A 19,401-nucleotide genomic window follows, 5' to 3' on the forward strand; every position below is an offset into this window, starting at 1 on the left:
CGGTGGTGCCTGTTCCATGTGTACCTCGGAGCGACAACACATGTACCCCGGATGCGCGAACCGCAACCGTCCACTGTGGTTGGTGAAAGCCTACTGCCCGGCCTCCAGGCACGCCGCGACGACCTTGGTGGCGCGCCACTCGTGCTTGGCGTAGTGCTCCGGGTAGGCGGAGATCTGCACCGCCTGGGCGGCGTCGGTGAGCCGCATCTGCTGCCAGCCCGGCACCCGCGCCAGCGCCGAGAGGAACTGCCGGGTGGCGAACTCCGGGTCCATCAGCTCACCGACCTCGCCCCAGCCGCTGCTGGAGCGCTGCTGGAACAGCCCGACCGAGTCGTGGTCCCACCCGATGCCCTGGTGCGGGTACTCGCGGGACTCGGGGAGCACCCCGCTGGCGACGTTGTAGAGGTTGCTCTCCTGCATCGCGGTGGCGACCGCGATCACCAGCGCGCGCCGGGGCATCCCCATCTCGCGCCCGGTCCGCACGATCTCCTCGGCGTTCTCCATCTGGGCGTCGTCGAGCCCGACGACCGGGGCGGGGTCGACCGGCTTGCGGGTGGTCTTCTCCGGTGCCGGGGTGGTGGTGTCCGGGTCGGCGGCGCGGGTCGGGGTCGGGCTGGCGGAGGTGGCGACGCGTTCCACCTTGCGGGAGGCCGGGTCCGGCTCGGCGCGCTCGGCGAGCGCGGAGGGGGCGGCGGCGGGGGCCGGGTCGGCGGAGTCGCCCCCCGCGCCCTGGGCGACGGCGGTCAGGCCGAGGCAGCACAGCACGCCGGCGGCGAGAGCGATGCGGGCCCGGGCGGGCCCGCGCGTCAGCAGGTGGGCGTACGCCCCGGCGGCGCGGAGGGCGGCTGGCCGAACGTACGAGGGGGTATCGTTCGAACGGCCAACCGGGTCACCGGGGGCGATCTGGTCGTCGAGGGTGCGGTCGTCACGCATCAGCCGAGGCTAGGCAGGCCCACCCGCCGATCACCCCGGGTGATCTCGTGGCTTTCCTCACGATTTGGGCTGGGTCGGGTGGACGCCCCTGCCGCCCCGGGCAGCCCGGGGGACGGACCTCGCGGACCGGTCAGACCTCCGGCTCACCCCGGCCCGCCCCTGCACGCCCGGAACACGGACAAACCCCCGCCGCCCCGCCCATGATCCCCAAACTCGCCCGTTCGACCGATAGCCTGGTCGTCCTGACGGTCAGCGTTCCTCGTCCGCCGGTGGGCTTGCGGGCATACGCCCGATTACCGGACAGGTGACGACCCGCGGCGGGGCGCGGCGAGGAATGCACGAGGATGGCGGGTACGTTCCCCGAACCGGGTGCCCTCGCGCGGCGACCCGTACGCACGACCAGGGAGGTCCGCACCGGTGCTCGACCCACACGAGCTCTACGAGCTCACCGACGATCTGCCCGACCTAGGTCAGCCGGTCCTGATCCAGACCCTCACCGGCTTCGTCGACGCCGGCAGCGCCACCCGACTGGCCAGGGAGCAGCTGCTCACCTCCCTGGACGCCCGCCCGATCGCCCGGTTCGACGTCGACCAGCTCTTCGACTACCGCTCGCGCCGCCCGGTGATGACCTTCGTCGAGGACCACTGGGAGTCGTACGACGCCCCGGAGCTGGAGCTGCACCTGCTCCGCGACGACGACGAGACGCCCTTCCTGCTGCTCACCGGCCCGGAGCCGGACCTGCAGTGGGAGCGCTTCGTGGCCGCGGTGGCCGGCATCTCCGCGCGGCTGGACGTCCGGCTCACCGTCGGGCTCAACTCGATCCCGATGGCCGTGCCGCACACCCGGCCCGCCGGGGTGACCGCACACGCCACCCGCCGCGAGCTGATCGCCGGCTACGAGCCGTGGTTGCAGCGGGTGCAGGTGCCGGGCAGCGTCGGGCACCTGCTGGAGTACCGCCTCGGCGAGCTGGGCCGTGACGCCCTCGGCTTCGCCGCCCACGTGCCGCACTACGTGGCGCAGACGGAGTACCCGGCCGCCGCCGAGGTGCTGCTCGCCTCCGTGTCCCGCAGCACCGGGCTGCTGCTGCCCCGCGACGGGCTGCGCTCGGCGGCCGAGGTGGTCCGCGTGGAGATCGACCGACAGGTCGCCCAGACCGACGACGCCGCCCAGCTGGTGCAGGCCCTCGAGGAGCAGTACGACGCGTTCGCGCGCGGCCGGGGCGAGAGGAACCTGCTGGCCGCCGAGGCCGGGCCGCTGCCCACCGCCGACGAGCTCGGCGCCGAACTGGAGCGGTTCCTGGCCGAGCAGACCCGCCCGGGCGACACCCCGGGCAGCTGAACCGGCGACACGCGCGGGGATGGGGCAGGCTGGTCACATGCGCCTGGCGACCTGGAACGTGAACTCGGTGAAGGCCCGCCTGCCCCGGCTGCTGGACTGGTTGGCGGGCACGGGGCCCGACGTCGTCTGCCTCCAGGAGACGAAGTGCCCGGACGGCGCCTTCCCGGTGGCCGAGGTGGGCGAGCTGGGCTACATGGTGGCCAGCCACAGCGACGGCCGGTGGAACGGGGTGGCGATCCTGTCCCGGGTCGGCCTCGCGGACGTCACGGTGGGGTTCCCCGGCGAGCCGGGCTTCCCCGATCCCGAGGCCCGGGCCATCTCGGCGACCTGCGACGGGGTCCGGGTCTGGTCGGTGTACGTGCCGAACGGCCGGGCCCCGGACGACCCGCACTACGCGTACAAGCTCGCCTGGTTCGCGGCGCTGCGGGACGCGGTCGAGGCGGAGCTGACCGGCGGCCTGCCGCTCGCGGTCTGCGGCGACTTCAACGTGGCGCCCACCGACGCCGACGTCTGGGACCCGGCGCTGTTCACCCACTCCACGCACGTCACCCCGGCGGAGCGGGCGGCCCTCGCGGCGCTGCGCGACCTCGGGCTCGCCGACGTGGTGCCCACGCCGATGAAGGGCCTGCACCCGTTCACCTACTGGGACTACCGGGCCGGCATGTTCCACCAGAACAAGGGCATGCGGATCGACCTCGTGTACGCCTCGGCGCCGTTCGCCCGGGCGGTCCGCTCCGCGTACGTGGACCGGGAGGCGCGCAAGGGCAAGGGGCCCTCCGACCACGCGCCGATCGTGGTCGACGCCGACCTGGTTCCGGCCGTCGAGTCGTTCTGAGCCCCGACCTCGTCGCTAGGGTAAAGCCATGGCAGTCGTGAAGATCAACGCGATCGACGTCCCTCCCGGCGCGGGCGAGGAACTGGAGAAGCGGTTCGCCGCCCGGGCCGGGGCCGTGGAGAACTCCCCCGGCTTCCTCGGCTTCGAACTGCTGCGCCCGGTTGCCGGGGAGAACCGCTACTTCGTCTACACCCGCTGGGAGACCGAGGAGGCCTATCAGGCGTGGGCCGCCGGCCCGTCGCGCGCCGCCCACGCCGGGACGGGCGAGAAGCGGCCCCCGGTCGCCTCCGGCGCGAGCCTCCTGGAGTTCGAGGTCGTCCAGCAGGTCCCACCCCGCCCCTGACCCTCCCCCACCTCCCCGCCCACCCTCTCCGGAGGCGTCGATCATGAGGTTGGCGGCGAAGTGGATCTCCCTGACCGCCGCCAACCTCATGATCACCGGGAACGGGCGGGGCCGGGGGCCCGCGGGGCCGGGGGGCGGGGTGGGGGCCGGGGTGGGGTTAGGGGTTGCGGGAGGAGAGCAGGGTGGCGAAGGCGATGATGTTGTCGGCGTAGCCCGTCCGGCCGCCGAGCCAGTCGCCGCCGCAGGTGATCAGGCGCAGGCCCGCGGGGCCCTCGTCGCCGTAGACCCGCTCCGCCGGCAGCCGCTCCTTGGGGAAGTGCTCCACGGAGTCGACCCGGAACACCACTACCGATTCGTCCGCCCGGGCCACCTCGACGGTGTCGCCCGGGCGCAGCTTGTGCAGGTCGTAGAAGACCGACGGGCCGCGCTTGGTGTCCACGTGCCCGACGATGACCGACGGGCCCGGCTCGCCCGGGGTGGGGCCCCGGTCGTACCAGCCGGTCTCGTCGGCCCGCTCCAGCGGCGGGACGGCGATGGAGCCGTCCCGGGCCTGGCCGACGGGAGCCACCGGGGCGGACACCTTGATCGCGGGAATCGACAGGCGCACCGGCCGGCTGGCCGCCAGCGCGCCGTTCTCGCTGCGGGCCGGCCGGTCCTGTCCCCCGCCGGCGGCCCAGTCGAACGGCCCGGCGGTGCGCCCCAGGCCCGCGCCGGTGGCGAAGACCCCGGCCAGCACCAGCACCACGGCCAGCGGCACCGACCAGGGGCGGCGTCCGGGCGGCCGTGGGCTGCGGGCCGCCGCGGCGGCCGACTGCGGGGCGGGTGCGGGGACCATGATCGGACTCAGCGTCGGGCGGCACCCGGACGGCGGGCCGCCCGGACCGCGAGCACGATGCCGGTCACGGTCAGGGCGAGGCCACCCGGAAGCAGCAGCCCGCCGGTGAAGCCACCGCCGCCACCACCACCGAACCCGGTCGCCGGGCCACGACTGGGCTTCACGGCCTTGACGACCTGGAGCATGGTCGAGGCGGTCTCGCCGTCGCGGCACTCCAGCTTGATCCGGTAGTTGCCGGGCCGGGTGCGCTCCCGCACCATCGGCGCGGCGGTCAACGTGCCGCCCTGCGGCTGCACCTGCACCCGGCCGAAGGCGTCCGAGACCACGGTGGCGGGGACCGAGTTGTCCTGGCAACTGGCCCGGATCCCCACCAGGAAGCCGGGCTCGACGGTGCTCGGGCTGACCTCGACGAAGACGCGCGGCCCCGGCGGCCCCGGCGGCCCCGGCGGCCCCGGCTGAGGCGCGCCGGCCCTGACCAGGAAAGCGCCGCCGGACCTGGACGCGACGCCGGACGGCGGGGACGACAGGGCGGCGAGGACGGTAGTGGACGACAGGGCGCCGCCGGGCGGCGGAGCGGTGGACGGCAGAGCGGCGTTGGGCGGCTGGGCGACACTGGGCACGGCGGTGGCCGGCTGGGCGGCCAGGGCCGGCGCGGACGCAAGCAGGGGACCGGCGACCACGGTCACGATCGCCAGCGCCACACCGCCGCGGTGCACCGACACGACGCCCCCTCCCGGCGCGTTGGGGCAGTGCCGGGCCGTACCAGACGCCCGGTCTGCCGTACGGGATGGATCCTCTCATCCCCGGGCGAACATCACATCCGATTCGGCGCAGTCGTCGCGTACCCTCGGGTCGTTGTGACCTTCACCGACTCCCCCGCCGCCGTCCCCGCGCCCGCCGCCGCCCGGACGATCCGGACCTTCCATCCGCGCCGCGGCCGGATGAGCAGCCGCCAGACGGACGCCCTCGACCGGCTCTGGCCGGTCTACGGCCTGGACGTGCCGGAGCGGCCCGGCACGCCGGTGGACCTGGCCGGCCTGTTCGGCCGACGGGCCCCGCTGGTGCTGGAGATCGGTTCCGGGATGGGCGACACCACGGCCGAGATGGCCGCCGCGGACCCCGGTCGAGACTATCTGGCGGTCGAGGTGCACACGCCCGGAATCGCCAACCTGCTGGACCTGGTGGACCGGCACGGCCTGCGCAACGTACGGGTGGCGCAGGGCGACGCCCTGGACCTGGTCGCGGGCCTGCCGGAGGCGTCGCTGGACGCGGTGCACGTCTTCTTCCCCGACCCCTGGCCCAAGTCCCGGCACCACAAGCGGCGGATCATCCAGCCGGCCCACGTGGCGCTGCTGCGCTCCCGGCTGGCGCCCGGCGGCACCCTGCACTGCGCGACCGACTGGGCCGAGTACGCCGAGGCGATGCGCCAGACCCTGGACGCCGACCCGGGGCTGGCGAATGCGCACGACGGCTTCGCGCCCCGCCCCGCCCACCGCCCGGTCACCAAGTTCGAGCGCCGGGCCCTGCGGGCGGGTCGCCCGATCTTCGACCTGATCCACCGCCGGCCGTGTTAGGAAGGGCCCCTGTCAACGGATTCCGTTGTACAGGGGGCCCTTCCTCACACCTCGGGCGCGCGGAGCCGGTTGGCGTTCGGGGGCATGGTCCAGGCACCATGGACGCGCTATGACGCTCACCGCCGCGCTGCCGACAAGCGCCGACCCCGACACCCTCTTCGACGCGTTCGCCGGCTGGGCGAAGGAGCGCGGCCTCGACCTCTACCCCCACCAGGAGGAGGCGGTCATCGAGATCGTCTCCGGCGCGAACGTGATCATGAATACGCCGACCGGCTCCGGCAAGAGCCTGGTCGCGATCGCGGCGCACTTCGCGGCCCTCGCCGACGACCGGACGACCTTCTACACCGCCCCGATCAAGGCGCTGGTGTCGGAGAAGTTCTTCGCCCTCTGCGAGGTCTTCGGCGCGGACAACGTGGGCATGCTGACCGGCGACGCCAGCGTGAACGCCGACGCGCCGATCATCTGCTGCACCGCCGAGATCCTCGCCAACCTGGCGCTGCGCGAGGGCGACCGGGCCGACGTCGGCCAGGTGGTCATGGACGAGTTCCACTTCTACGCCGAGCCGGACCGGGGCTGGGCGTGGCAGGTGCCGATCATCGAGCTGCCGCAGGCGCAGTTCGTCCTGATGTCCGCCACGCTGGGCGACACCACCCGCTTCGTCGACGACCTGACCCGGCGCACCGACCGGCCCACCGCCGTCGTCCGCTCGGCCGAGCGGCCGGTCCCGCTGATCTTCTCGTACGCGATGACGCCGCTGCACGAGACGCTCGAAGAGCTGCTGGAGACGAAGCAGGCACCCGTCTACGTCGTGCACTTCACCCAGGCCGCCGCCCTGGAACGCGCCCAGGCGCTGATGAGCGTCAACGTCTGCACCCGCGCCGAGAAGGACATGATCGCCACCGCGATCGGGAACTTCCGGTTCACCTCCGGGTTCGGCAAGACCCTGTCCCGGCTGGTCCGGCACGGCATCGGCGTGCACCACGCCGGGATGCTGCCCAAGTACCGCCGGCTCGTCGAGACCCTCGCCCAGGCCGGCCTGCTCAAGGTCATCTGCGGCACCGACACGCTCGGCGTCGGGATCAACGTGCCGATCCGCACCGTGCTCTTCACCGGCCTGTCCAAGTACGACGGGGTGCGCACCCGGCTGCTCAAGGCCCGCGAGTTCCACCAGATCGCCGGCCGCGCCGGGCGGGCCGGGTTCGACACCGTCGGCCGGGTCGTCGTGCAGGCCCCCGAGCACGTGATCGACAACGAGAAGGCGCTCGCCAAGGCCGGCGACGACCCGAAGAAGCGGCGCAAGGTGGTGCGCAAGAAGCCACCGGAGGGCTCGATCGGCTGGGGCAGGCCCACCTTCGACCGCCTGGTCGAGGCCGAGCCGGAGCCGCTCACCTCCAGCTTCCAGGTCAGCCACTCGATGCTGCTCAACGTCATCGGCCGTCCCGGCGACGCGTTCGCCGCGATGCGGCACCTGCTCACCGACAACCACGAGGACCGCGCCGCCCAGCGCCGGCACATCCGGCGGGCCATCGCCATCTACCGGGCGCTGCGCGCGGGCGGGGTCGTCGAGCAGCTCGACGAGCCCGACGAGACCGGCCGGCGGGTCCGCCTCACCGTCGACCTCCAGCTCGACTTCGCCCTCAACCAGCCGCTCTCGCCGCTGGCGCTGGCCACGATCGAACTGCTCGACGTCGAGTCCCCCGCGTACGCCCTCGACGTGCTCTCGGTGGTCGAGTCGATCCTGGACGACCCGCGCCAGGTGCTCTCCGCGCAGCAGTTCAAGGCGCGCGGCGAGGCGGTCGCCGCGATGAAGGCCGAGGGCATCGAGTACGAGGCCCGCCTCGAACTCCTCGACGGGGTGACCCACCCGAAGCCCCTGGCGGAGCTGCTGGACTCGGCGTACGAGATGTACCGGCAGGGGCACCCGTGGGTGGCCGACCACCAGCTCTCCCCCAAGTCCGTCGTCCGCGACATGTACGAGCGGGCGATGACCTTCACCGAGTACGTGCAGTTCTACGGGCTGACCCGGTCGGAGGGCCTGGTCCTGCGCTACCTCGCCGACGCGTACAAGACGCTGCGCCAGACGGTGCCCGAGGACGCCAAGACCGAGGAGCTGGTCGACCTCATCGAGTGGCTCGGCGAGCTGGTCCGCCAGGTCGACTCCAGCCTCATCGACGAGTGGGAGCGGCTGCGCAACCCCACCGACGCCGCCGAGGCGGCCGAGGCGCTGGACGACCGGGTCCCGGCGGTCACCCGCAATTCCCGGGCCTTCCGGGTGCTGGTGCGCAACGCCCTGTTCCGCCGGGTCGAGCTGGCCGCCCTGCGCCGCTGGTACGACCTCGGCGAGCTGGACGCCGCGTCGGGCTGGGACGCGGACGCCTGGGCCGACGCGCTGGAGCCGTACTTCGAGGCGTACGACTCGATCGGGGTGGGTCCGGACGCCCGCGGCCCGGCGCTGCTGATGATCGAGCAGGGCCGGGAGCGGTGGACGGTCCGGCAGATCCTCGACGACCCCGAGGACGACCACGACTGGGGGATCAGCGCCGAGATCGACCTCGCGGCCTCCGACGAGGCGGGCGCGGCGGTCGTCCGGATCACCTCGGTCGGCCAGCTCTAGCCACCGCCACGACCGCGGGGGCCGGCTCCGGCCGGCCCCGCCGCGGTGCTCCGCTGACGCCGCGCGTCCCGGCTCCCGCCGCCTGCCGGGACGCGCGGCGGGCGCGTCGTCAGGAGGTGGTGAGGACGACGAGCTGCCGGGTCGCCCGGGTCATCGCGACGTAGCGGTCGACCGCGCCGGCGACGCCGGTGCCGAACGCCTCCGGGTCGACGAGGACGACCAGGTCGAACTCGAGCCCCTTCGCCAGCTCCGGGGTCAGCGACCGGACGCGGGACGTCGCCCGGAACGTGGGGTCGCCGATGACGCAGGCGGTCCCCTCGGCGTGGGCGGCGAGCCAGGTGTCGAGGATCGGGTCCCGATCGGCGGCCGATCCGCGTACGACGGGAGCGCCGCCGCCCCGGATGGAGGTCGGCACGTTGGCGTCGGGGAGCACGGCCCGGATGACGGGCTCGGCCTCCGCCATGACCTCCTCCGGCGTCCGGTAGTTGACGGTCAGGGAGGTCACGGTGATCCGGTCGAGCCCGACGCGCTCCAGCCGTTCCCGCCACGACTCGGTGAACCCGCGCCGGGCCTGGGCGCGGTCCCCGACGATGGTGAAGCTCCCCGACGGGCAGCGCAGCAGGAGCATCTGCCACTCGGCGTCGGTCAGCTCCTGAGCCTCGTCCACCACGATGTGGGCGAACGGTCCGGCGAGCAGGTCCGGCTCCACCTGGGGCAGAGCGGTCTCGTCGACCAGGGCGTCCTGGAGGTCCAGCTGGCGCAGGCTCGACAGCACGCCCTCGCCGTCGTCGTAGGCGTCGGCCTCGATCAGGTCGTCGACGACGGCGGCCATGCGCGCGCGTTCGACGGCGACGACGGCCTCCTGCCGGCGCCTGCGCCCGGACGCCTCCGCGTCGCCGAGCCGCTGCCGTGCCGCGTCCAGCAGCGGCAGGTCGGACACCGTCCAGGCCCCGGCGTCGCGGCGCTGGAGGGCGCGGACCTCGTCGGGGCTGAGCCAGGGAGCGCACCGGCGCAGGTAGGCGGGCACCGACCACAGGTCGCCGACGAGGTCGGTCGCCTCGATCAGCGGCCAGGCCCGGTTGAACGCCGTACGCAGCTCCCGGTTGCGCAGCAGCGAGGCGCGGACCACGTCGTCGGGCTCGTCGCCGTCGTACTTCTCCACCAGGATGGTGAGCAGCTCCTCCCAGACCTCGTCGCGCGCCTCGTTGTGGGGCGTACCGGGCCCCGGCGCCTCGAACGCCTCGGCCCAGTCGGCGGCGCGCAGCCGGATGTCGGCCTCGTCCGTGCTGACCGTCATCGGTGCGGTCGGCGGCTCCTCGTAGAACCTGACGGCCGACTCGATCGCCTTCACCATCTCCGCCGACGACTTCAGGCGGGCCACCTCCGGGTCGGTCTCGACGCCCGCCGAGGCCCCCTCGGGTACGAGGTCGCGCAGGGTGCAGGTCTGCACCTCCTCCTCCCCCAGGCTGGGCAGCACGTCGGAGACGTACGCCAGGTAGGGCTGGTGCGGCCCGACGAACAGCACGCCGCCCCGGCGGTGACCGAGGCGCGGGTCGGCGTAGAGCAGGTACGCGGTGCGGTGCAGCGCGACGACGGTCTTGCCGGTGCCGGGACCCCCGTCCACGACGAGCGCCCCGCTCGACCCCGCGCGGATGATGGCGTCCTGGTCGGCCTGGATCGTGCCGAGCACGTCGCGCATCCGCGGCGACCGGCTGGCGCCCAGGCTGGCGATGAAGGCGGACTGGTCGTCGAGCGCGGCGGCGTGCCCCTCGAGGGCGTCCGGGGTGAACACCTCGTCCCAGTAGTCGGTGATCCGGCCGCGCGTCCAGCGGTACCTGCGGCGGCTCGCCAGGCCCATCGGGTTGGCGTGGGTCGCCGCGAAGAACGGCTCGGCCGCGGGGGAACGCCAGTCGAGCAGCAGCCGCCCGCCCGCGCCGTCGGTGAGGCCGCGCCGACCGACGTACACGGGCGTGGGATCGTCGGCGCCGACCATGCGGCCGAGGCACAGGTCCACGCCGAAGCGGCGCAGTGTGCGCAGGCGGGCGGCCAGCCGGCGGACCTCCATGTCCCGGTCCACCGCCTGCCGGCCCTTGCCACCGGGGGCCCGGCGCTCGGCGTCGAGGCGGTCGGACAACTCGGTGCCCGTCCGCTCGATGCTCCCCGCGACGGCCGCGAAGTGCCGCTCGTCGGCGGCGATCAGCGTCGGATCGGCCTTGGCGGCGAGGTGGTCGGGAAGGTCGAACACGCTTGTCGTCAGGCGATCCACGTCAGCAACTCCACTCTCGTTCCGGCTCCCGGCCCGCGATGCCGTGCGCCGCACGCGCGCACCGGGCGTCCGGCCATCGGCGCGACGTTTTCATTCGGCCGTACGTCGACGGCGACCCACGCTTTCGCTGGTCCCGTTTCCGCAGCTCGCGGCCTCGGCCGGGTGATTCTGCGGCACGGACCGGGTCTTGCCGCAAGCCCCCGGGTGCGATATACATTGAGAAGGGAAAGGGGTGGCCACACTCCCTTTCCCTTTGTTTTTTCCGGGGCGCGGAAAACCTTTCGGATTCGGCGCCGCACAAGATGGGCACCGCACAAGGCGGCAGCGGGGCGCGCCTCGGCGCGGGGCCGTCGGCATGGATCTCCCGCGCGCGCGGCGGGGGCCTTCCCGGGCCGCCCGCCCTCGGGCGGCAGCTACGCGCTGGGTACGCGGACCACGTCGTCGAAGAGTTCCTGCAGTCGGTCCCGGCAGCGCAGCAGAAGGCCGGTGATCTCGTCGAACGTCACCGCGTCCACCCGGCCGGGCTCCGACCACAGCGCCCGAACGGCTCTCTGGCTCTGCGTCAGATACAGCTCCGCGGAGTGCTCACCGTATCCGAGCGCCGGTCCACGGCACCCCACCTCCCCGCGTGTCCCGCGCTCCCCGCGCCTCGATGGCCGGTGCCGGTCGGCCATCGGCGGACCGGGGCGAGAGAGTCCCCGCGAACCCTGGGAGATGTCACACCCGTCGATTAGAATGTGTGTACTAATCGAGGTCCTGACCTGGGAGGACGCCCGTGACCACGCCCGCCTCCGCCCCACCCACCCCCTACGCCACCCTGCTCGGTTTCACCCGCTACGTCGACCGCACCGGCCCGACCAAGGCCACCTTCGTCGGGGGCCTGCGCAAGCAGCGGGCCAGCCGCTCCGGCTTCAACCCGCACGGCCAGTTCGTCAAGGCGCTCAAGGCCGACATCGCCTTCCACACCGGCGGCACCCACCTCGACCAGGTGGTCGACGTGGTCAAGCCCCGCTGGCGACCGCTCTACCAGGCCCTCGTCCCCGGCGCGACGACCTGGCTGCGCTCCCTCGGCGAGCCGAGGGAGGTCGACCTCGCCCAGACCCGCGACGCGCTCGCGATGCTGGGCGACCTGCCCGTCAAGGTCAACCCCCAGTTCGGCGTACGGCACGCCGACGGTCGCGTCGAGGCCGTCCGACTGCACTTCGACGAGGCGCCGCCCAGCGAGGAGGCGACACTCGCCACCCTGCACCTGATGGCCCGGCACATGGACGCGGTGCTCCCGCACGCCGAGCCGGTCCTGGTCGACGTCCGCCGCGGCGAGGCCCACCGCATGCCCGCCGACGCCCGCCCGGAGCAGATCGAGCGCTGGCTGGCCGGCGAGGCGGCGGCCTTCCGTGCCATCTGGGCCACCGCCGCCTGATCCCTTCCCACCACCCACCCACCCACCCGATCCCGATCGCCCGGTCCGGCCGACGTGGCCGGGCCGGGCGCCGACCGGGTGCCCGCGACACGCGCCGGCCGGGCCGCGCGGGCTGGCGGGTCGGAGGACGTGCGGCGGCGCCCCGGGCGGGTCGGCGGATCCGCCCGGAAGCCCACATCCCGGGCGGCGGATCGACACGGCGGCCACCATCGTGAATCATCTATCTTCATGACCACCGGGTCCACGGACGCCCGTCCGTCCGCCGAAACCGCCGACCACGACCAGGTCCCCGACCCCGGGGACCCCGGCCGACGGAACCGGTGGGGCTGGCTGCGCCACGAGTGGACGCTGGCGGTGCTCGGCGGGCTGCTGCTGGCGGTGGTGCTGACCTGGCCGACGATGCGGCATCCGGCGAGCACCATCCCCGGCGACATCGGCGACCCCACGTTGCAGGCGTGGCAGATGGCCTGGGCCGGGCACGCCGTGCTCAACAACCCGGCCGGTCTCTGGCACTCGAACACGTTCTTCCCCGAGACCTACACGTACGTCTACAGCGACACCCTGCTCGGCTACGCCCCGTTCGGGATGCTCGGCTCGGGCTTCGAGGCCGCCCTGGTCCGCTACAACGTGATGTACGTGCTGGTGCACGCGTTGGCCTTCATCGGGGCGTACGCGCTGGCCCGGCAGCTCGGGGCGGGCCGGCTGGGCGGGGCGGTCGCCGGGATCGCGTGGGCGTACGCGCCCTGGCGGCTGGCGCACTCCGGCCACCTGAACATCCTGTCCAGCGGCGGGATCGCGTTGTGCCTGGCGATGCTGGCGCGCGGCCACGGCTGGTCGCTGCGGCACGGCTACCGGCCGGAACGGCGGCGACCGGGCTGGGCCTTCGCGGGGTGGCTCGTCGCCGCCTGGCAGATCAGCCTGGGCTTCGGCATCGGGCTGCCGCTTGTCTACTTCCTGCTGGCCGCGGTGCTGGTCGGGGCCGGCGGCTACGGCTGGTCGTGGTGGCGGCGCGGGCGACGACCCGCGTTCGGCCGGCGGCTGCTGGTCGCCGACGTGGCCGGTGGCGCCGTCTTCGGCGCGGTGACGCTCCTGCTGGGCCTGGTCTACCTGAAGGTCGTCGACCTCAACCCGCAGGCCGAACGGTCGTTGGCCTGGACGGAGATGTTCTCGCCGCCGCTGATCGGCTTCGTCACCGCCCCGGCGGACTCGTGGTGGTGGGGCGAGCGGCACGCGGCGGCGCGGGAACAACTGTCCTGGCCGCCGGAGATGGCGCTGCTGCCCGGGATGGTCCTGCTCGCGTTGGCCGCGGCGGGGCTGTTCGTCTCGGTCTATCCGGCCCGGCACCGGGTCGCGTTGGCGCTCGGCGTGCTCGGCACGGTGCTCCTGGGGCTGGGCGTCACCCTCGGCGGCGACGGTGATCCGGGCTACCTGACGTTGTCGAAGCACCTGCCGGGCTGGGACGCGCTGCGGACGCCGGGCCGGATGATGCACTGGACGAGCCTGCTGCTGGCGGTGCTGGCGGCGGGCACGGTGACGGTGTTCGCCACGGCGGTGCGGCGGTGGTCGTCCCGGGGCTGGGCCAGGCTCCTGGCACCGGTGCTCCTGCTGGTGCCGCTGGCCCTGGTCGGGCTGGAGGGGATCAACCGGACGCCGCATCCGGTGGTGCCGACGCCGCCGGCCGCGATGCGTACGGCGGCGGAGCCGATGCTGGTGCTGCCCGCCGGCGGCGCGGTCGACCTGATCTTCATGTTGTGGACGACGGACGGGTTCCCCCGGGTCACGAACGGGCTGGGCGGGTTCGAGCCGGTCACCCAGGCGCAGACCCGGGTCGCGACGGCCACCTTCCCCGATGCGGGCAGCGTGGCGTACCTGCGGGGCATCGGGGTGCGGTCCGTGGTGGCCCTGCCGGGCTGGACCGCCGGGACGCCCTGGGAGGGCATCGCGGACCGGCCGGTCGACGGGCTCGGCATCACCCGGGAGGAGATCGACGGTGTGCTGGTCTACCGCTTCTGAGCGGGGCGGCGCGGGGCGGGCGTCCTCGGGCGCCGGCCGGGCGGGGTGACGCAGGTGCGCCTGTCGCTGGTGGTGCCCTGTTTCAACGAGGAGGCCTCGGTGGAGCGCCTGCACTCGGCGGTGACCGCCGCGGTCGCGGAGCTGACCGACGTCGACATCGAGGTGGTCTACGTCGACGACGGCAGCTCCGACGGCACCCTCGTGGCGCTGCGTCGGCTCGCCGCCGCCGATCCCGCCGTGCGTTACACGTCGCTGAGCCGCAACTTCGGCAAGGAGGCGGCGATGCTCGCCGGGCTGGAGCGGGCCACCGGGGACGCGGTGGTCATCATGGACGCCGACCTCCAGCACCCGCCCCGGCTGCTGCCCGACATGGTGGCGTTGTACCGGCAGGGTTTCGACCAGGTCATCGCGCGCCGGGACCGGCGTGGCGACCGCCTCGTCCGGATGCTGGCCTCGCGGTCCTTCTACCGGGTGGTCAACTGGTGGATCGACGTGCGGCTGCTGGACGGGGCGGGTGACTTCCGGCTGCTGTCCCGGCTTGCGGTGGACGCGGTGCTGGCGATGCCGGAGTACAACCGCTTCTCCAAGGGGCTGTTCTCCTGGATCGGCTTCCGGACGGTGGTGGTCGCGCACCGCAACGAGACCCGGCAGGCGGGCCGGAGCAGGTGGACGTTCGGCAAGCTGTTCAACTACGCGTTCGACGGGCTGCTGTCGTTCAACAACCGGCCGCTGCGGCTGGCGATCTACGGCGGCCTGTTCCTCACCCTGATCGCGGTGGTCTACATGGCCTGGGTGGTCGCCGACGCCGTCAGCAAGGGAATCGACGTTCCCGGCTACACCACCATCATCGTCAGCGTGATCGGTCTCGGCGGCATCCAGATGACGATCCTGGGCGTGATCGGGGAGTACATCGGACGGATCTACTACGAGACCAAGCGTCGGCCGCACTACCTGGTCCAGGAGACCGAGGACCTCCTCACGCAGGACGGGGAGACGCCCCGGGTGCCGGACCAGCCGGCGGTGCACCCGGCCGAGCGGGTCCGGCAGGGCGGGCCGGCCCGCGAGGACCTCTCCCGGTACCGCTCGCTGCGGCGCGCCGCCGGCGAGTCCGTGACGGGTGACGCGCGGCAGCCGTAGCGGCTGCCGCGCGCGACACGGGTCAGGCGGTGAGGTACTTGGCCAGGTCGTCGAGGATCTTGTTGGCGGCGCCGATGCCGATGCCGGTCATCCAGATCTCGTCGGAGACGACGTGCGACTTGCCGGCCTTGACCGCCGACAGCCCCTTCCAGAGCGTCCCGCCGGTGACCTTGGCCTGCTCGGCGGCGGCCTTCTCGCCGTACGCGGTGACGAAGATGACGTCGCCGTCGACCTCGCCGATCCGCTCCGGGCTGACCCGGTCCATCCGCCGGTCCTCCTTGCCGGTGAGCTGCTGGCGCTCGGGGCGGCCCAGCCCGGTGTCGCCGATGACGATGCCGGAGAACGAGTCCGGCCCGTACACCCGGATCTCGGTCGGCATGAAGCGGACGATGGAGACCTTGCGCTCGGCGGCGTCGCCGAGCTTGCCGCCGAACTCCCTGGCCCGCGTCTCGTACCCGGCCAGCAGGTCCTTGGCCTGCTGCTCCTTGCCGAGCGCCGCGCCGTCGAAGAGGAAGTTCTCCTTCCAGGTGATGCCGACCTTCTCGGTGAAGACAGTCGGCGCGATGGCGGCCAGCTCGTCGTAGAACTTCTCCTGGCGGAACTTGCTGCCCAGGATCAGGTCCGGCTTGAGGGCGTTGATGGCCTCCAGGTCGGGCTCGGTGAGCACCCCGACCTCCTTGATGCCGGCGAGCTTCTCCTCGCCGAAGTAGGTCGGCCAGCTCCGCGCCTCGCCGGCGGTGGCGGCGCCGACCGGTGTGACACCGAGTGTCAGGGCTGTGTCGATCTTGTCTGTGTCGAGCACGACGACGCGCTTGGGCTCCACCGGCACCTTGGTGGTGCCCATGGCGTGGACGATCTCCCGGGTCTGTCCGGTGGTGGTGTCGGCGACCGGGTCGCTCTCACCGCAGGCGGTGAGACCGACGCCGAGGGCCAGCGCCGCGGTGAGGGCGGCGGCGAGACGACGCATCAGATTCCTTTCGAAGGGTGCGAGCCGGTCAGCGGCGTCGCCGCGTTCCCGGCGGGCAGGCGGGTCAGGGAGGGACTGGTGAGCGCGGGCACCACCAGGGGCGCCCCGGTCACCGGGCAGGGCACGACCACGCAGTCGAGGCCGAAGACGTCCCGGACCAGGTCGGCGGTGAGGATCTCCCGGGGCGGCCCGGCGGCCACCACCGCACCGGAGCGCATGGCGATCAGGTGGTCGGCGTACCGGGCGGCCTGGTTGAGGTCGTGCAGCACGGCGACGACCGTCCGGCCCCGCTCGACGCGCAGCCGGTGCAGCAGGTCCAGCACCTCCACCTGGTGGGCGAGGTCGAGGAAGGTGGTGGGCTCGTCCAGCAGCAGCGCCTCGGTGTCCTGGGCGAGGGTCATGGCGATCCAGACACGCTGCCGCTGGCCCCCGGAGAGGGTGTCGACCGGCCGGTCCGCCAGCGCCGTCACGTCGGCGAGCGCCATGGCCCGGTCGACGGCGGCCCCGTCGGACTCCGACCACTGCCGCCACCACCGCTGGTACGGCTGCCGGCCCCGGCCGACCAGGTCGGCGACGGTCACCCCCTCGGGCACCAGCGGACTCTGCGGCAGCACGCCGAGGCGGCGGGCGACCTCGCGGGTCGGCAGGTCCCGGATGGCGGTGCCGTCCAGCAGCACGGCGCCGCGCCGGGGCGTGAGCAGGCGGGCCATGGTGCGCAGCAGGGTGGACTTGCCGCAGGCGTTCGGCCCGACGATCACCGTGAACGCGTCGCCGGGCAGCTCCAGGTCGAGCCCGTCCAGCACGGTCCGCTCGTCGTAGCCGGCGACCAGGTCGCGGGTGGAGAGCATCACGCCTCCTTGCCAGGGTGGGACATCACGAGGGCCGCCGCCGGCCGCGGAGCAGCAGGAAGATCAGGTACGGGCCACCGATGGCGGCGGTCAGCACCCCGGCGGGCAGCTGGGTGGGGGCGAACAGCCGCCGGCCACCCAGGTCGGCCAGCACCAGCAGCAAGGCGCCGAGCAACGCGGCGCAGAGCAGCGGCGGGCGCTCGGCGCGGACCAGCCGCCGGGCCAGCTGCGGGGCGACGAGAGCCACGAAGTCCACCGCGCCCACCTGCGCGGTGACCATCGCGGCGGCCAGCACCCCGGTGCCGGCGAGGCCGACCCGGCGGGCCACCGGGCGCAGGCCGATCCCCCGGGCGGTGTCGTCGTCCAGGGCGGTGCTGTTCAGCGCCCAGCCGGCCCAGGCCAGCACCGGCAGGAGCGCGGCCAGGGTGAGGGCGATCCACAGGCTCTCGTTCCAGCCCTTGCCGGCGAGCGTGCCGATCAGCCAGATCTGCGCGCGCAGCCCGTCGATCGGGTCGGCGGTGAGCAGGACGACCTCGGTCAGGGCCCGCAGCGCGAAGGCGACCGCCACGCCGGCGAGCACGAACCGCTGGGCGGCCAGCCCGTGCCGGGCGCCGAGGAGGAACAGCAGCGTGGCGGCGGCCAGCCCGCCGAGCAGCGCCGCCGGGGCCACGAGCACCGCCGCGGCGCCAGTCGTCAGGGCCACCGTCGCGGCGAGGCCGGCGCCCTGGGTGATGCCGACGACGTCGGGGCTGGCGAGCGGGTTGCGGGCCACGCTCTGGATCAGCGTGCCGGCCACCCCGAAGGCCGCGCCGGCCACCGCGGCCAGCACCAGCCGGGGCAGTCGCAGGTCGAGGACCACCAGGTCGTACGGGGTGCCGGCGCCGGAGAGGGCGCGCAGCACGTCGGCCGGGGCGACGTACGGGGTGCCCAGGGAGAGGCTGAGCACCCCTGCGGCGAGCAGCAGCACGACCAGCGCGGCGGCGACCAGCACGGAGCGGCGGCGGACCTGCACGCTCACCGGGCCGATCCGCACGAGCGACCGCCCCGGCAGCGCGGTGACGCCCACCCGGGGACGGCCCGCCGGCCGCCCGGCGGTGGGGGCGGTGGGGGCGCTCGGGGCGGCGGGGGCGCTCACGCCGTCACGACCTTCGCGCGGCGGACCAGGAAGGCCAGCAGCGGGGCGCCGATCAGCGCGGTGACGATGCCCGCGGGCACCTCCCCGGGCGGCGCGACGAGCCGCCCGACGACGTCGGCGCCGAGCAGCAGCGCGGGCCCGAGCAGCGCCGAGACCGCGAGGGTCCAGCGGTGGTCGGCGCCGACCAGGGCGCGGGCCAGGTGCGGCACCGCGAGCCCGACGAACGCGATCGGCCCGGCGGCGGCGACGGCCGCCCCGGTGAGCAGCACCGCGGCGACGCCGCCGCCGAGGCGGACGAGCCCGATCCGGTGCCCGAGGCCCCGGGCCACGTCGTCGCCGAGGGCGAGCGCGTCCAGGCCCCGGGCGACGAGGGCGGCCAGGACCAGCCCGGCGAGCACGAACGGCACCACCTGGGCGGCCACCGTGAGGTCCCGGCCGGTCAGCCCGCCGACCACCCAGAAGCGGTACTCCTCGAAGGTGCGGGCGTCCATGCTGAGCAGCGCGTACACCACGGAGGCAAGACTGGCGTCGAGGGCCGCGCCGACCAGCGCGAGGGTGACCGGGCTGGCGCCCTCGCGGGCCTTGGCCGCGACGGCGAAGACGAGCACGCCGGCCCCGAGCGCACCGGCGATGCCGAACCAGACGTACCCGGCGAGCGTGCCCACGCCGAAGACGGAGATGGCCAGCACCACGCCGAACGAGGCGCCGGCGCTGATGCCGAGGATCCGCGGTTCGGCCAGCGGGTTGCGGGTGAGGGCCTGGAAGAGGACGCCGGCCACGGCGAGCGCCAGCCCGACGGCGAGGCCCAGCGCGGTGCGCGGCATCCGCAGTTCCCGCACGATGGTGGCGGCCTCACCACCGTCCGGGGCGACCAGCGCGCGCCACACCTCGTCGACGGCGAGCGCCCGGCTGCCGAGCGCGAAGCTCGCCAGCACGGCCAGCAGCAGCACCAGCGCGGCGGCGACAGTGACCGCGAGCCGGCGGCTCCCACGCGCCCGGGGCCGGGTGCCGGCAGGTGCCGGGCGGGTGGCGAGGGTGGTCACGAGGCTCCTGCACGTTCGGGCTTAGGGTCGCCTTACCGTAGCGGAACGCCCTGGCCGGGCCTAACTCGCCGTCGTCGATCCGGGCGGCGTTGAGCAGGGC

General features: G+C 74.0%; 16 protein-coding genes. 8 read left to right on the forward strand and 8 right to left on the reverse strand.

Annotated elements, in window-relative coordinates; genetic code table 11:
* Positions 1–90: 90 nt before the first annotated feature.
* The gene (locus tag ACGFNF_RS10470) at positions 91–933 is read right to left on the reverse strand and encodes a peptidase M23 (protein WP_357579934.1); all 843 of its coding nucleotides are present in this window, start codon (positions 931–933) and stop codon (positions 91–93) included.
* A 417-nt stretch (positions 934–1,350) separates the two neighbouring features.
* On the opposite strand from ACGFNF_RS10470, the gene ACGFNF_RS10475 reads away from it, so the two are divergent.
* From ACGFNF_RS10475 to ACGFNF_RS10485, 3 genes are read left to right on the forward strand one after another with little or no spacing between them, the layout of a single operon-like run.
* Complete coding sequence (locus ACGFNF_RS10475; protein WP_357579933.1) at positions 1,351–2,271, forward strand: PAC2 family protein; 921 nt, start codon at positions 1,351–1,353, stop codon at positions 2,269–2,271.
* Between the two features lie 37 nt (positions 2,272–2,308).
* Positions 2,309–3,106: an exodeoxyribonuclease III gene (locus ACGFNF_RS10480; RefSeq protein WP_393167123.1), complete on the forward strand. Its 798-nt coding sequence runs from the start codon at positions 2,309–2,311 to the stop codon at positions 3,104–3,106.
* A gap of 28 nt (positions 3,107–3,134) precedes the next feature.
* Positions 3,135–3,449, forward strand: a complete 315-nt coding sequence (locus ACGFNF_RS10485; RefSeq protein ID WP_357579931.1) for an antibiotic biosynthesis monooxygenase — start codon at positions 3,135–3,137, stop codon at positions 3,447–3,449.
* Positions 3,450–3,606: 157 nt separating this feature from the next.
* On the opposite strand, the gene ACGFNF_RS10490 is transcribed toward ACGFNF_RS10485, so the two are convergent.
* A complete protein-coding gene (locus ACGFNF_RS10490) occupies positions 3,607–4,284 on the reverse strand; it encodes a class F sortase (protein WP_357579930.1) in 678 nt (225 codons plus the stop codon).
* Positions 4,285–4,292: 8 nt separating this feature from the next.
* Positions 4,293–5,000: a hypothetical protein gene (locus ACGFNF_RS10495; protein WP_393167340.1), complete on the reverse strand. Its 708-nt coding sequence runs from the start codon at positions 4,998–5,000 to the stop codon at positions 4,293–4,295.
* Positions 5,001–5,225: 225 nt separating this feature from the next.
* Between ACGFNF_RS10495 and trmB the strand changes: the two genes are divergently transcribed.
* Positions 5,226–5,858 (forward strand): tRNA (guanosine(46)-N7)-methyltransferase TrmB, encoded by a 633-nt coding sequence (gene trmB, locus ACGFNF_RS10500; RefSeq protein ID WP_393167342.1) that lies wholly within the window; start codon positions 5,226–5,228, stop codon positions 5,856–5,858.
* A gap of 109 nt (positions 5,859–5,967) precedes the next feature.
* Positions 5,968–8,472: a DEAD/DEAH box helicase gene (locus tag ACGFNF_RS10505; protein WP_393167125.1), complete on the forward strand. Its 2,505-nt coding sequence runs from the start codon at positions 5,968–5,970 to the stop codon at positions 8,470–8,472.
* 109 nt (positions 8,473–8,581) lie between these two features.
* On the opposite strand, the gene helR is transcribed toward ACGFNF_RS10505, so the two are convergent.
* Entirely contained in the window at positions 8,582–10,729 is a 2,148-nt protein-coding gene (gene helR, locus ACGFNF_RS10510) for an RNA polymerase recycling motor ATPase HelR (protein WP_393167344.1), read from the reverse strand.
* A 784-nt stretch (positions 10,730–11,513) separates the two neighbouring features.
* On the opposite strand from helR, the gene ACGFNF_RS10515 reads away from it, so the two are divergent.
* From ACGFNF_RS10515 to ACGFNF_RS10525, 3 genes are all read left to right on the forward strand, one after another.
* Positions 11,514–12,158, forward strand: coding sequence for a hypothetical protein (locus tag ACGFNF_RS10515; protein WP_357579928.1), 645 nt, complete (start codon positions 11,514–11,516; stop codon positions 12,156–12,158).
* 228 nt (positions 12,159–12,386) lie between these two features.
* Positions 12,387–14,171, forward strand: a complete 1,785-nt coding sequence (locus tag ACGFNF_RS10520) for a hypothetical protein (RefSeq protein WP_393167127.1) — start codon at positions 12,387–12,389, stop codon at positions 14,169–14,171.
* A 45-nt stretch (positions 14,172–14,216) separates the two neighbouring features.
* Positions 14,217–15,308, forward strand: a complete 1,092-nt coding sequence (locus ACGFNF_RS10525) for a glycosyltransferase family 2 protein (RefSeq protein ID WP_357580997.1) — start codon at positions 14,217–14,219, stop codon at positions 15,306–15,308.
* A 22-nt stretch (positions 15,309–15,330) separates the two neighbouring features.
* On the opposite strand, the gene ACGFNF_RS10530 is transcribed toward ACGFNF_RS10525, so the two are convergent.
* From ACGFNF_RS10530 to ACGFNF_RS10545, 4 genes are read right to left on the reverse strand one after another with little or no spacing between them, the layout of a single operon-like run.
* Positions 15,331–16,275, reverse strand: coding sequence for an iron-siderophore ABC transporter substrate-binding protein (locus tag ACGFNF_RS10530; RefSeq protein ID WP_357580604.1), 945 nt, complete (start codon positions 16,273–16,275; stop codon positions 15,331–15,333).
* Positions 16,275–17,123: an ABC transporter ATP-binding protein gene (locus tag ACGFNF_RS10535; RefSeq protein ID WP_121395555.1), complete on the reverse strand. Its 849-nt coding sequence runs from the start codon at positions 17,121–17,123 to the stop codon at positions 16,275–16,277. The genes ACGFNF_RS10530 and ACGFNF_RS10535 overlap by 1 nt, the downstream gene beginning before the upstream one ends.
* 25 nt (positions 17,124–17,148) lie before the next feature.
* Positions 17,149–18,258, reverse strand: a complete 1,110-nt coding sequence (locus ACGFNF_RS10540; protein WP_393167130.1) for a FecCD family ABC transporter permease — start codon at positions 18,256–18,258, stop codon at positions 17,149–17,151.
* Complete coding sequence (locus tag ACGFNF_RS10545; RefSeq protein ID WP_393167132.1) at positions 18,255–19,301, reverse strand: FecCD family ABC transporter permease; 1,047 nt, start codon at positions 19,299–19,301, stop codon at positions 18,255–18,257. The genes ACGFNF_RS10540 and ACGFNF_RS10545 overlap by 4 nt, the downstream gene beginning before the upstream one ends.
* Positions 19,302–19,401 lie beyond the last annotated feature (100 nt).

Origin of the sequence: Micromonospora sp. NPDC048868, assembly GCF_043198195.1 — a bacterium.
GTDB classification, from domain to species: domain Bacteria; phylum Actinomycetota; class Actinomycetes; order Mycobacteriales; family Micromonosporaceae; genus Micromonospora; species Micromonospora reichwaldensis.